The sequence below is a fragment of the Bacillus cereus group sp. MG20 genome (genome assembly GCF_040459885.1).
In the GTDB taxonomy this organism is placed as follows: Bacteria; Bacillota; Bacilli; order Bacillales; family Bacillaceae_G; genus Bacillus_A; species Bacillus_A cereus.
This window is the reverse complement of record NZ_JARVHF010000001.1, coordinates 1860341-1873596: the sequence shown is the minus strand read 5'-3', so window position 1 is coordinate 1873596 and position 13256 is coordinate 1860341. Positions and strand designations below refer to the sequence as shown.

The window sequence follows — 13256 nt, the reverse complement described above, 5'->3', positions numbered from 1 at the left end:
TATGGTCAATTTGTTAATAGGTATTATTTTTATATTGTTATGTGTTATTTATATGCAATATAGAATGAGAAAAAATAGTAGTAAAAATTTACGATACACATATGAAAAGTTAGAAAGTATTGTAAATGACAAAACAGGCGAGACGTTACTCGTTATGACAGATGATCTAGAATTGCAAAAATTATTAGTGGCAATTAATCAATTATTAGATGCAAAACAGAAAACGAATGCAGATCATGCAAAAGTAGAAATTTCGATGAGAAAAATGCTTTCAAATATTTCGCATGACTTGAAAACACCACTAACAGTTATTCTTGGATATACAGAAATGTTAAATAAGGATAAAACGATAAGTAAAGAAGAACAGCAAATATTACTTGAAAAAGTGCATACGAAAACACTAGAAGTGATGGAGTTAATTCATAAGTTTTTTGACTTGGCAAAATTAGAATCTGGTGACAAAGCAATTGAAATGACAAAAGTAAATATGAATGAAGTTTGCCGCGAGAAGATTTTATCTTTTTATGATTTAGTGACGACGAAAGGTTTTCAGGTTCATATTGATATACCAGAAAGAAATATATACGCACTTGGAAATGTAGAAGTATTAGGTAGGGTATTGAATAATTTAATATCAAATGCGATTACATATGGAGACGATGGAAAGGCACTTGGTATGACGTTAAGAGATGATGAAACGAGTGTGTATATAGACGTATGGGATAAAGGAAAAGGGATTGATGAATCTCATATTGATAAAGTATTTGAGCGTATGTACACACTTGAAGATTCAAGAAATAGATTGTACCAAGGAAGCGGTCTAGGATTAACGATTACGAAACGGCTTGTGGAAGCGATGGACGGAAAAATTCACCTCTCTAGTAAACCGTATGAAAAAACAATTTTTACAATTGTATTAACAAAGATGCAATTTTAGCTTGTAGAGCAGTAGATTCTACAAGCTTTTTTTCAGCGTAAGGAATTTGTAAGAAACGGGTAAGAAAAAAGAGATTTCCGTTGTCTATTATAGAAATATAGAGTATTGCGAAAGGGGAAAGTAACATGACATATATATTAAAAACAAACCAGTTAACGAAAGTGTTTAAAGGGAAAGAAGTTATTTCCGGTGTTAACATGCATGTGAAAAAAGGAGAAATTTACGGTTTTTTAGGACCAAACGGTGCTGGTAAAACAACGATTATGAAAATGATTACAAATTTAATAAAACCGACGAGTGGTGATATTGAAATCTTCGGTGAGAAATTAACAGATACATCTTATGAAGTACTAAAAAGAATGGGGACAATTATTGAATACCCAATCTTTTATGATAAATTAACGGCGAAAGAAAACTTAGACCTGCATTGTGAATATATGGGCTACTACGATAAAAATGCAATTGACCATGCTTTACATTTAGTGAAACTAAAAGGGATAGATAATAAAAAAGTAAAAGATTTTTCATTAGGAATGAAACAACGACTCGGTATTGCAAGGGCAATCGTGACAAAGCCAGAATTGCTCATTTTAGATGAACCAATTAACGGTTTAGATCCAATTGGTATTAAAGAGTTACGAGAGTTATTTAAAATGCTCTGCAAAGAATATGGCATTACATTATTAGTTTCTAGTCATATTTTAGGTGAGATGGAACTAATGGCGGATACAATTGGTGTTATTCAAAATGGAAAACTAATAAAAGAAGTTTCAATGAAGAGTATTAACGGAAAACAAACAGAGTACATTGAAATCACTGTTCCTGATGTGAAACGTGCAGTTTATATTTTAGAAGATAAACTTGGTATAAAAAACTACAAAATAATGAGTGGAACCATGATTCGTGTGTATGATACGTCAGCGTCTCAGCAGGCCATTTCAAAAGCACTTATTATGAACGATGTGGAAATTGAAAGTATTAATAAGAAACATAGTTCCTTAGAAGAATATTTCTTAAATGTAATGGATGGAGAAGGGATTCATGCTTAATGGACTGTGGCTGAATCTGGTAAGTGGATTTATCGTAATGCTAATAAGTGGAATTTTATATTATAGAAAACCAGAGCGGAAATGGTTGTTGATTCTACTAGTGATAGGAATGTTAAGCTTCGTTACTGCTGGAATTAGAATGTTAGCAGCGTAGAGACAGGTATATAAAGAATGGAGGCGTAATTTATATGTTTAAATTAATGAAGCTCGAATGGAAGAAACATAAATTATCTAGTTACTTTAAAGGGGTAGCAATTTGTATTATAGCAATTTTTGCGGCGGTAAGTCTTATGGCATGGGGATCTAAGGTAGAGGATGATTTGATGTTCTCTAGCTATATGGAATACATGTCTTTAGCAAATATTCTTATTAGAATTACATTTATTATTTTTGCATCGGTTATTTTATCACGTTTAGTGATTGATGAATACAAGAACAAAACAATACAGCTACTATTTATGTATCCACTGCAAAGGAAAATGCTAATGAGTGCGAAATTAACAATTGTTTTTTGTTTTTGTTTTGTGAGCACGATTATCGCTACTTTCATTATTAGTTTGCTCATATTCTGTATGAATCCAATAATGGGACTACTTGAAACGCCTGTTACGATGGGGGAAATAATAGCTATCGTTCCAGCTACTATTATAAGTGCATTTATGATATCTGGTATTAGTTTAATTCCTTTATTTTTTGGAATGAGAAAGAAATCAACACCGACAACGATTACTTCTGCAGTAATAATTGGGATGATGATGAACAGTAACGTTGGTCCTGGAAATGGTCAAGTAAGTATGTTTGATTTTATAGCTATCCCAATAGTGCTCTGTTTATTAGGAATTTTCATTAGCTATCTATCGTTTCGTAAAATTGACAAGATAGATGTGGCGTGAAGTAAGCCTAAAACAACAACGAACTGGGGTATAAATGGTGAAAAAAATAATAGTAATTGCAATATTATTCATTACAATTGCTAGTGCGGTTTTTGGTTTCAAGGTATTTCAGGGGAAAGATTTTAAGAAAGAAAAGTCTTTTGATATAAATAATATAAAAGCAATAGAAGTAGACAATGAAAATTGGAATCTTGAGTTTAAAAGTACAGACGCTAATAAAATAGTAATTTCTGCTCAAGGTGAACAAGCAGATAAAGAGATAGATCCTGTCAAAATAGAAAATGACGAAAATAAAATTGTGATTAAGCAAAAACAAAAGATGAACAGATTTTTTTATGGTTTTACGTTTAGAAAGAAAAATAGTATATGTATAGCTATTCCGAAGAAAGAGATAGATAAAATTGTATTAAATAATAAATCGGGTGATGTGAAAATAAACGATATAGTAGTAAAAAGCATCGTGACAAAAGGCAAATCTGGAGATGGAATGATTACAGGACTATCGGCAGAGAAGGGTGAATTTACATCCGAAAGCGGAGATTTAATGTTAAAAGATAGTTCATTACAAGAAGTAAATATAACTTCCACTACTGGTGATAATTACGTGAAAAATGTAAAAAACGAAAATATGAACATCACTTCAACATCTGGGGAAGTATTACTGAAAGGTATGACAGAAGGAAAATCATTATTTGTAGAAACAAAATCAGGGGATATTGGCGTACGGTATAAAGTTGTCCCGGCATCATTGAAGCTTATGGCTAAAAGTAATTTGACTGACGTAATAGTGGATTTAAAAGGACTTAAGAAAGATAAAAATACAGAAAAGATAAAAGAAGGAACTATTGGTGATGCAAAAAACGAAGTGAAGATTTTAAGTAAAACAGGGGTAATTTATATTGATTAAAGTTTAAATGAAAGGAGGACTATCATGCTACGTCTTATGAATCTAGAATTGAAGAAGTTTAAGTTTGGATGGTATGTGAGGGGAGCAGTTATTGCAAATATCATTATACTGGCATTATTAATCTTTGTTAGTTTCATTGCACAAATAGAAGGAGATCCAGAAATAAGAGATCCGCAGATGATTTTGCTAATGGCTAGCACAATAGTAAGAGCAACATTTATTATTTTTGGTAGTGTATTAATAGCAAGGTTAATAATTGGCGAATATAAAAATAAAACAATACTACTCATGTTTTCTTATCCCATTAACCGAAAGAAAATGATGGCTAGTAAGTTGGCTATTACAGCGATAGTAACATTTATAACAGTTATTGTATCTAACATTTTAGTAGTAGGAATTTTCTTTGGGATAGATAGTTATTTTTCAATTCTTCCTAATTCATTCACAGTAGATCAATTGGTGCAAGAAGGAATAAAACTAGTTCCTTTAGCCATTGCAACTGCGGGGATGAGTTTAATCCCATTATATTTCGGAATGCGTAAACGTTCAGTGCCAACTACAATTGTTTCATCTCTTATCGTTGTCTCAATTGCAATGAATACCAACCCAGAGTTTCCTACAGCAACTTTACTTCCCCTTCAACTAGCACTCGCAGCAATTGGAGTTGTGATTGCATATTACGGCATTAAAAATATAGAGAAGGAAGATATAACTGTATGATAAGAATATACAAAAAAGAGTTGGCGTTACACCAACTCTTTTTTGTATATGTACGCTTCGTTACTACTCTGTAAATTTAGAGTGTGTGCTTAAATACTTTTGCACTTCTGGAGAAATGTTAAAGTTATTAGGACTTTTATATTCGATAGTAAACTCGCCATCGGTACTTGTTTCAAAGGAGATTGCATAGCTATTCATTTTAGCATCGTAAGAAGTATTTTTGACTTCTGCATCTAGATTAAAATATTTTGTAATATACTCTTTTGAGTCCGTAATTGCTACTTGTTTTCCCCAAGGGGTACCATAATAGGTGAAATAAAGAGATACACTAATAACTCCAATAAGAGAAGTTAGTAAAATAGTTCCCATAGCTATTTTTTTATTTTTTGTATTCAATTTGGTTACTCCTCTTCGTAATATGTATTCATTTTAACCTATCTTTTCCATAAAACAACCATTAAGAAAAAATAGTTTCACATGAAACAAGTTACAGAAAAAGACAAGATATGTAAACATCTTGTCTTTTTTGTCGTTACATTTTAGGAGCTTCCATTCCAGCCGCAGCCCATTCTTCTTTTGCGGGGCCATATACGCCAGGAACTGTTAAGCCAGCTTGTCGCATTAAAACCGTCATTTGTCCGCGGTGGTGATTTTGATGATTAATGAGTGTCATTAAAAATATAGAATTCGGCATAGGGCGACCAAAGAAGTCATTAATAGTAGCTAAGTCTTTATCAGTCCATTTACTTTGAAGTGTTTCAACAAAAGCCGCGTTTACTTTACGGTATTCATCTGCAATTGTTTTTGCAGAAGTTGGAACAGGATAATCTTTCGATTCTCCTTCAAACTTTAGCCCTGTGCCAGATAGTATAACAGGAATTGCCGTCACGATGTGCCAAGCAACTCTACTTAACGTCCAATGTTCAGGTGCAATTTCCTGTGATAAAGATGCATCGGTTAATGAATCAAGCATTTTCTGAGTAGACTCTGCTTCGTATGTCCATGATTGCAAGAAGCCTTCAATTGTTTGGTACATTATTGTTATCCCCCTCTACTTATGTTCATAGATTAAGTTCGAGAAGAAATGACAAGTTCCCTTTATGTTTTAATGATGGTATCATAAAATTTTATATATAAATTTTATGATACCATTGAGTGTATATAGAATTATATTAATTTAGGGGGATATTATGAAAAGATTGATTTTAGGAATCATAATTTTATTTTTAATGGTAGGATGTAGCAATGAAACCTATAAAAAAGCAATGGATCAAGGGAAATTGGCGTTAGCGAGTAAAGAATATGACACGGCAGTAGCATCATTTGAGCTAGCATTAGAAGAGAAAAAGGATGATAAAGAAGCAAAGGTATTAAAAGACCAAACTACTAAGATGATAAGTTCGATAAAAGAGAAATCGAGTGGAAATATAGAACAAGCAATAGGTTTGTTTCAAGAAGTAGAAAAGATGAAAGATGGTTCCGCAATCCTTCAAAGTCAAGCGAAAGAACAAAAAGATTCGCTCATAGAGCATAAAGAGTTAAAAGGTCAATATATAGGTCAATTGGAAAAGGCAGAGAAGTTAAAGAATGATAAAAAGTATGAAGAGGCTAAAGGGATAGTAAATAAAATTGTTAACGATACTGGCCAAAATCAACAATTTATTTCGGAAAATCAACGGGCTGAAGAGCTGAATAAGCAAATAGATGGCTTACTAACTCAACAAGCAGAAGTTAAGAGAAAAGAGGAAGAGTTAAAAAATGAAAAGAAAAAAGAGGCTGATATTGGAAAGTTAAAGGGGTCTTGGATGTCATCAGAAAGTACAGACAGGCCAGTTGGGTTGGAAATAGAATCTATTAATAGTGAGAAAACAGGCGGAGAATTTATGGAACATAATATTTTTGGGAAAGGGACTACTATAGGAGACTTTCGAATATTAAGTGTGGACCAAGGGATTATTTCCATAGAGCTTGTATTTTTAATGGGAGAAAGAAAACAGAAGGTTGATTTGAAACTTGAGGAGAACACATTAACTGTACATCATGAGTTTATGGGAGGGACTAAATCTGTGAAATTAGTGAGATCAGAGTAATTTATCCCGCTATTCACCTGCAGTAAAATTCCCACCTCAAGATTCGGCTGGAGCAAAGAAGTTGGGTGGGAGATCCACTGCTCATAAAAGCCCAATTGGTTTGGGTTAATAATTAGTGGGGATGAAGAACCCCCCCACTAATTAAAGTTTCACTTTATTTAGTATATAAAAAGGAGGCTTCTAAAACGAAGCCGTCTTTTAATTAACCTTCTTCCCACTCTTCCTCATCAACCATAAGAAATAAGGCGCTCCAAGTACAGCGACGACAAGGCCAGAAGGGATTTCTTTCGGATATGCGATTGTACGTCCAAGTAAGTCAGCAACAGAAAGAAGGATTGCTCCAAATAGTGCTGAACAAACGAATAGTCTTTGATGGTTCATACCAACAACAATTCTTGCTAAGTGAGGTGCGACAAGGCCTAAAAAGGCAATTGTACCGACAGCAGCGATATTTACTGATGCAAGTAGTGTCGCTAGCACAATTAGAGCAAGACGTGTTTTATTTACTGGTTGCCCAAGTCCAGTTGCTAGATCGTCTCCCAGTACGAGAACGTCAAGTTGTTTTATTAAGAAAAAGATAATGAATACAAGAATTAGAGATGGATATAGAATGATATTTTCTAAGTGATTCCACCCTCTTGCATACGTACTGCCAGATAACCATGTTAAAGCAGCGGCAACATTCAAATTGGCTCTAACGATAAAGATTTGAATAATTGCTGAGCCAAGTGCAGAAATACCAATCCCTATTAAAGCAAGAGCTGTGGGGCTAAACCCTGATTTCCATGAGAAGAAGAGGACAATTCCTACTGCAAGTAGTCCACCAATAAATGCACCAATTGGTAGGAAGAAACCAGGAAGTGTAGGAAAGACATACATAACAGTTAAAGCACCGACACCAGCTCCCGATGAAATACCAATAATAGAAGGATCGGCAAGTGGGTTTCGTAATATACCTTGGAAAACAAGCCCACTTATTGCAAGGCATGCACCAGCAATAGCGGCAACGAGCATTCTTGGTAATCGAAGATTCATCATCATGTTTTTGTCAAATTGTGTTAATTGACCTGATATAACATTTGTAATGCTTTCGATATAAGCGTTACTACCGATTGTAATACCAAGAGCAATCGTCACAATACAAAGTGTGATAGATATAATGATTACCTTTTTATAAGAGTAATAGCGGGAACTAGCTCCAGCTGCATTCGCACCGTTATCATTCATATATTGTTTCGACTTCATCATTCGATACACTAAGTAAATAAGCCAAGGAGATCCAATCATTGCTGTGACTGCCCCAACAGGAAGTTCTGCACCGGTTGGATCTATTAATCTACCGACAACATCTGCTCCAAGCAATAATACTGCCCCCCATAAGAAAGAAGAGAGAAGAAGAGTAAAGTGTTGACGGTATCCGATAAGGCGCATTAAATGAGGTGCAACTAAGCCGACAAATCCAATTGGTCCAACAACAGTAACAATTACTGCTGTTAAAAAGATTGCAGCAATGAAGGCGATAAGACGTGTTACTGCTATTTTTTCACCAAGAGAAACAGCAACATCATCACCAAGTAAGAGAATGTTGAGTTTACGAGATATAAATAGTAAAACTAGGAAAGAAATAATGATAAATGGAAAAGCAAATTGAACGCCATCCCAGTTATTTTGAATAAGAGATCCAGCTCCCCATAAAAATAAACCAGCTGTTTCATTTTCATAGAAAAGCTGCATCGTTCCGGTAAAGGCAGAGAGCATTAATGTAACGACCATACCAGCTAATGCCATTCTGAGTGGGGTTCCCTTTTTTCCACCAGAAATACGGTATACAAATAAAGCAGTAATAGCACCGCCGATAAATGTGAACAGAAGAGAATTAATTTGTAAACCTTTCGGTAAGAAAATTGTAGCCGCTACTAGAAAGAAATATGCGCCAGAGTGAATACCCATTGTACTGGATTCAGCAAGTGGATTTTTCGTTAACGTTTGTAAAATAACCCCTGATGCAGCAAGAGCGCCTCCAGCTAAAATGGCAATTACGGCTCTAGGTAATCGAAGCATGATTAAAGTTTGATGTTCTAGCGATTGGTTCGGTGAGATAAGAGCATCAATAATCATACTATAGGAAATATTTGCTTGACCTTGTCCGATATGAATAAAGAAAAGGAGGAGCAAGAGAGCTGCTCCTCCTCCGAATACAAGACTTGCTCGAAGTGTATGTTGTAAGCTATTCATTGTGTAATCACTTCTTCGCTGTCATTACATCTGCTACTTGTGTTGCTAAAGATGTTGCAGACTCAGGACCACCGAAAATCCAAGTGTCGCCTTTTAATTTATACATTTTGTTTTCTTTTTTGAACTTTAATTCTTCCCAAGCAGGGTTGCCTTTTAGTTGCGTGTCAAAAATGTTATCTTCATCCGCTACAATGTAAATGAAGTTTGAATCTTGTACACTTTGTAATGATTCTACAGTTGTTTGTTTGAAACCATCTGGCTCAGATTTTCCTGCTTCAAAAGTATTTGTTAAACCTAATTTTTTTGTAACTTGTAAAGCTAAAGAATTGTCAGTTAAGATACGGAATGTTGGTACGTTTTTAGCAGTAAATGCTTGTGCCATTGCGATGTTTTTATCTTTTAAGTCTGCTTTCTCAATTTTTGCTTTTGCATCAGCGAATGCTTTATCCATATCAGCTAATACTTTTTTACCTTCTTCTTCTTTTCCAACTGCTTTTGCAATTTGTTTAAATGTTTCTGTCATTTCAGCAAAGTGATCGTTATTGCTTGTTGATGGATCAAACATAACTGTTGGTGCAATTTGCTCTAATTCATTTTTAATTGCTTTACCACGGAATGAAGCTGTGATAATTAAGTCTGGTTTTAAACGGCTAATTTCTTCTAAGTTTGGTTGTTGACGTGTCCCTACATCTACAACATCTTTACTTGGTTTTGTTTTTGTATTTACCCATTTATTATAATTCTTAATGTCTGCCATCCCTACTGGCTGAACACCAAGTGCTAATAAGTCTTCTGAATATACCCACTCAAGTACAACTACTTTTTTTGCTGGTTTATCTAACTTCGTTTCCCCTTCAGCGTGTTTAATTGTTATAGCTTGATTTTTATTGTCCGCTTTTGTTTCTTTTTTCTCCTCTTTTTGCTGTCCGCATCCAACAGCGAATAGAAGAACTACTATGAAAATACTGAGAATTCTCTTCATCTTCTGCCCCCAAATTAAGTGTTTTTTGTAACTAGTACCATAAGTGAAAATGGTTATCAATTACAACACCCAAATCATACTATGAGGGTATTTTAAGTGTCAATATATTTTTAAAATTTTGACGAAAAATAACGAATTATACGGATTTTTATAGATTATAGTCGCTATTTATGAAGAATAAGCCTCTTTACTAAAAATATTGGCGAATGTGGAAAGTTTAAATGGGAAAGTGGCTGTGTACGATAGTGTAATGTGTATTGTTAATAGTCTGTGGAGATAAGGCGAAAGTACAAGCAAAAGGAGAGTGAATTGCATGTAATAATTACTAGAATGTATGGAGGAAATCTGTGTTTTATCCCCGACTAGGCAAAGTATTTCTTTGTTATTTAGATAGGTGTTTTTTAAGTCGGTGATTGCGCTAAAAAGATCGAATGTAAAGGAAGTGATCAACATGTCTTCATGGAGCAATAACGTAAATGGATATTGTGGGTGTAATAATCAAAATGGTGTACATGTTGATTCATGCTGTTTTAGTTGCGATGGGACAGTTCCTAAGGTTGGTCCAACCGGTCCGACGGGGGCAACAGGAGTAACAGGCGACACAGGTCCAACGGGAGCGACAGGAATAACAGGAGCAACAGGCCCAACGGGGGCGACAGGAATAACAGGGGCAACGGGTCCAACAGGAGCGACAGGAATAACAGGGGCAACAGGCCCAACGGGAGTAACAGGTCAAACAGGAGCAACAGGCCCAACGGGGGCGACGGGAGTAACAGGTTCAACAGGAGCAACAGGTTCAACAGGAGCAACAGGTCCAACGGGAGCGACAGGTTCAACAGGTCCAACGGGAGCGACAGGTTCAACGGGGGCGACGGGAGTAACAGGTTCAACAGGAGCAACAGGCCCAACAGGAGCGACAGGTTCAACAGGTCCAACGGGAGCGACAGGTTCAACAGGTCCAACGGGAGCGACAGGTTCAACAGGAGCAACAGGTCCAACGGGAGCGACAGGTTCAACAGGTCCAACGGGAGCGACAGGAGCAACGGGAGCGACAGGCTCAACAGGCTCAACCGGAGCTACAGGTACAAGTATCACGGCGACATATGCATTTGCAAATAATACGTCGGGAACAGCGATATCGGTAGTTCTAGGTGGAACGAATGTCCCGCTTCCGAATAATCAAAATATCGGTCCAGGTATTACGGTTTCCGGGGGAAATACAGTATTTACGGTTGCAAATGCTGGTAATTATTATATTTCATATACAATTAATATAACGGCTTCATTATTAGTCAGTTCACGGATTACAATTAATGGAGGGGCACTTGCTGGGACGATAAATTCTCCTGCGGTAGCAACCACATCATTTAGTGCAACAATTATTACAACTCTTGCAGCAGGAGATGCTATTAGCTTACAATTATTTGGTTTGTTAGCTGTTGCGACATTATCAACAACTACCCCAGGAGCGGTATTAACAATTATAAGATTAAGTTAATGACAAACTCTCTTACTCTTTTAAGATTAAGAGAGTTTCTACATATAATAAGAAGTTAATGAAGTAAAGCATAGTTATATAAAAGTCAGAATATTATGATTGTAACGTTATGGTGACTATAATATAATGAAAATAACCATCATGAATGAACATTCATTTATTTTTTATGTATTTGAAGGGGGAATGAAGGTGGAAAAACCATGGTTGAAAAGTTATCCAGAGGAAATTCCGAGTACGATTTCTTATGATATTCAGCCGCTTCATAGATATGTAGAACAGATGGCTTCTCGCTACCCAGAAAAGAAAGCGCTTCACTTTTTAGGGAAGGATATTACGTTTTCGGACTTCCATGATAAGGTGAAGCGGTTTGCAAATTATCTTCAAAAGCTCGGTGTGGAAAAGGGTGATCGAGTTGCTATTATGTTGCCGAATTGTCCGCAAGCTGTAATTGGTTATTACGGTACATTACTTGCGGGAGGTATCGTAGTACAAACCAATCCACTGTATACAGAAAGGGAATTAGAATATCAGCTTCATGACTCGGGAGCAAAAGTAATTCTTTGTCTCGATTTAGTGTTTCCAAGAGTAACGAATGTTCAATCTACTACAAAAATTGAGCATATTATCGTAACTCGTATTGCAGACTTTTTACCATTCCCTAAAAATCTATTGTATCCATTTGTGCAGAAAAAACAGTCGAATTTAGTTGTGAAAGTATCAGAGAGTGAAACGATTCATCTTTGGAATTCAGTAGAAAAAGAAGTGAATACGAATGTTGAGGTGCCTTGTGATCCTGAAAATGATCTAGCTCTTTTACAGTACACAGGAGGAACAACCGGATTTCCGAAAGGAGTTATGTTAACGCATAAAAACCTCGTCTCTAACACGTTAATGGGAGTTCAATGGTTATATAATTGCAAAGAAGGAGAAGAAGTCGTTCTTGGGGTTCTTCCATTTTTCCATGTTTATGGTATGACAGCTGTTATGAATTTAAGTATTATGCAAGGATACAAAATGGTCCTTATTCCAAAGTTTGATATGAAAATGGTTTTTGAAGCGATTAAGAAGCATAAAGTGACATTGTTTCCAGGGGCACCAACTATTTATATAGCTCTTTTAAATAGTCCGCTTTTAAAAGAATACGATATTTCTTCTATTCGTGCTTGTATTAGTGGATCAGCACCACTGCCAGTAGAAGTACAGGAAAAGTTCGAAAAAGTTACAGGTGGTAAACTAGTAGAGGGATATGGTTTAACAGAATCCTCTCCGGTTACACATAGTAATTTTTTATGGGAAAAGCGAGTGCCAGGTAGCATCGGAGTTCCGTGGCCAGATACAGAAGCAATCATTATGTCGCTTGAAACTGGTGAGGCATTACCGCCAGGAGAAATAGGTGAAATTGTAGTGAAAGGCCCTCAAATTATGAAAGGATATTGGAATAAGCCAGAGGAAACAGCGGCTGTATTGCAAGATGGCTGGCTCCATACAGGTGATGTTGGCTACATGGATGAAGATGGATTCTTCTATGTAAAAGATCGCAAGAAAGATATGATTGTCGCAAGTGGATTTAATGTGTATCCTCGTGAAGTTGAAGAAGTATTATATGAGCATGAAAAAGTGAAAGAAGTAGTGACAATTGGAGTTCCAGATCCGTACCGAGGAGAGACAGTTAAAGCATTTGTTGTGTTAAAAGAAGGTACGGAATGCTCTGAGGAAGAATTAAATCAGTTTGCACGTAAATATTTAGCGGCTTATAAAGTGCCGAAAGTATATGAGTTTAGAGATGAATTGCCGAAAACGACAGTAGGGAAAATTTTGCGCCGTGTTCTAATAGATGAAGAGAAGAGAAAGAATGAGGATGAGCAAACGGGCTAAGGCCCTTTCTTTTTGAAAAAATAGGATTGACACTTTTCTAAATAGTCAGTATTATAAGAATATGAATGAC

At 35.8% G+C, this 13256-nt stretch carries 13 protein-coding genes; 9 read left to right on the top strand and 4 right to left on the bottom strand.

The features are described 5' to 3' along the window. Nucleotide 1 precedes the first annotated feature (1 nt). The 6 genes from QCI81_RS09590 (at nt 2) to QCI81_RS09565 (ending at nt 4506) form a co-directional block, all read left to right on the top strand. The gene (locus QCI81_RS09590; RefSeq protein WP_053563585.1) at nt 2-937 is read left to right on the top strand and encodes a HAMP domain-containing histidine kinase; all 936 of its coding nucleotides are present in this window, start codon (nt 2-4) and stop codon (nt 935-937) included. A gap of 125 nt (nt 938-1062) precedes the next feature. Further along, nucleotides 1063-1986, top strand: a complete 924-nt coding sequence (locus QCI81_RS09585) for an ABC transporter ATP-binding protein (RefSeq protein WP_353810687.1) — start codon at nt 1063-1065, stop codon at nt 1984-1986. Then, entirely contained in the window at nt 1979-2140 is a 162-nt protein-coding gene (locus tag QCI81_RS09580; protein ID WP_000931814.1) for a hypothetical protein, read from the top strand. The genes QCI81_RS09585 and QCI81_RS09580 overlap by 8 nt, the downstream gene beginning before the upstream one ends. A gap of 34 nt (nt 2141-2174) precedes the next feature. Then, the gene (locus QCI81_RS09575) at nt 2175-2879 is read left to right on the top strand and encodes an ABC transporter permease (RefSeq protein WP_000475536.1); all 705 of its coding nucleotides are present in this window, start codon (nt 2175-2177) and stop codon (nt 2877-2879) included. A 34-nt stretch (nt 2880-2913) separates the two neighbouring features. Continuing rightward, a complete protein-coding gene (locus QCI81_RS09570) occupies nt 2914-3786 on the top strand; it encodes a DUF4097 family beta strand repeat-containing protein (protein ID WP_353810686.1) in 873 nt (290 codons plus the stop codon). A 24-nt stretch (nt 3787-3810) separates the two neighbouring features. Next, nucleotides 3811-4506 (top strand): ABC transporter permease, encoded by a 696-nt coding sequence (locus QCI81_RS09565; protein ID WP_053563587.1) that lies wholly within the window; start codon nt 3811-3813, stop codon nt 4504-4506. A 63-nt stretch (nt 4507-4569) separates the two neighbouring features. On the opposite strand, the gene QCI81_RS09560 is transcribed toward QCI81_RS09565, so the two are convergent. Together QCI81_RS09560 and QCI81_RS09555 are read right to left on the bottom strand one after the other, a co-directional pair. Continuing rightward, nucleotides 4570-4902, bottom strand: a complete 333-nt coding sequence (locus QCI81_RS09560) for a YfjL-like protein (RefSeq protein ID WP_001093302.1) — start codon at nt 4900-4902, stop codon at nt 4570-4572. A 136-nt stretch (nt 4903-5038) separates the two neighbouring features. Then, entirely contained in the window at nt 5039-5542 is a 504-nt protein-coding gene (locus tag QCI81_RS09555) for a DinB family protein (RefSeq protein WP_157417506.1), read from the bottom strand. 154 nt (nt 5543-5696) lie between these two features. Here QCI81_RS09555 and QCI81_RS09550 point away from each other — a divergent pair, with 154 nt between their 5' ends. Next, nucleotides 5697-6596: a tetratricopeptide repeat protein gene (locus QCI81_RS09550; protein WP_157417508.1), complete on the top strand. Its 900-nt coding sequence runs from the start codon at nt 5697-5699 to the stop codon at nt 6594-6596. 198 nt (nt 6597-6794) lie between these two features. On the opposite strand, the gene fhuB is transcribed toward QCI81_RS09550, so the two are convergent. Together fhuB and QCI81_RS09540 are read right to left on the bottom strand one after the other, a co-directional pair. Next, nucleotides 6795-8831, bottom strand: a complete 2037-nt coding sequence (gene fhuB / locus QCI81_RS09545; RefSeq protein ID WP_075719466.1) for a Fe(3+)-hydroxamate ABC transporter permease FhuB — start codon at nt 8829-8831, stop codon at nt 6795-6797. 7 nt (nt 8832-8838) lie between these two features. Then, on the bottom strand, nt 8839-9813 hold the full coding sequence (locus QCI81_RS09540; protein WP_075719468.1) for an ABC transporter substrate-binding protein: 975 nt from the start codon (nt 9811-9813) through the stop codon (nt 8839-8841). 451 nt (nt 9814-10264) lie between these two features. Here QCI81_RS09540 and QCI81_RS09535 point away from each other — a divergent pair, with 451 nt between their 5' ends. Both QCI81_RS09535 and QCI81_RS09530 read left to right on the top strand, forming a co-directional pair. Further along, nucleotides 10265-11311 carry a BclA C-terminal domain-containing protein gene (locus QCI81_RS09535; protein WP_353810685.1) on the top strand — a complete coding sequence of 349 codons (1047 nt, stop codon included), beginning with the start codon at nt 10265-10267 and terminating at the stop codon, nt 11309-11311. Nucleotides 11312-11500: 189 nt separating this feature from the next. After that, complete coding sequence (locus tag QCI81_RS09530; protein WP_353810684.1) at nt 11501-13186, top strand: long-chain-fatty-acid--CoA ligase; 1686 nt, start codon at nt 11501-11503, stop codon at nt 13184-13186. The last annotated feature ends 70 nt before the right edge of the window (nt 13187-13256 follow it).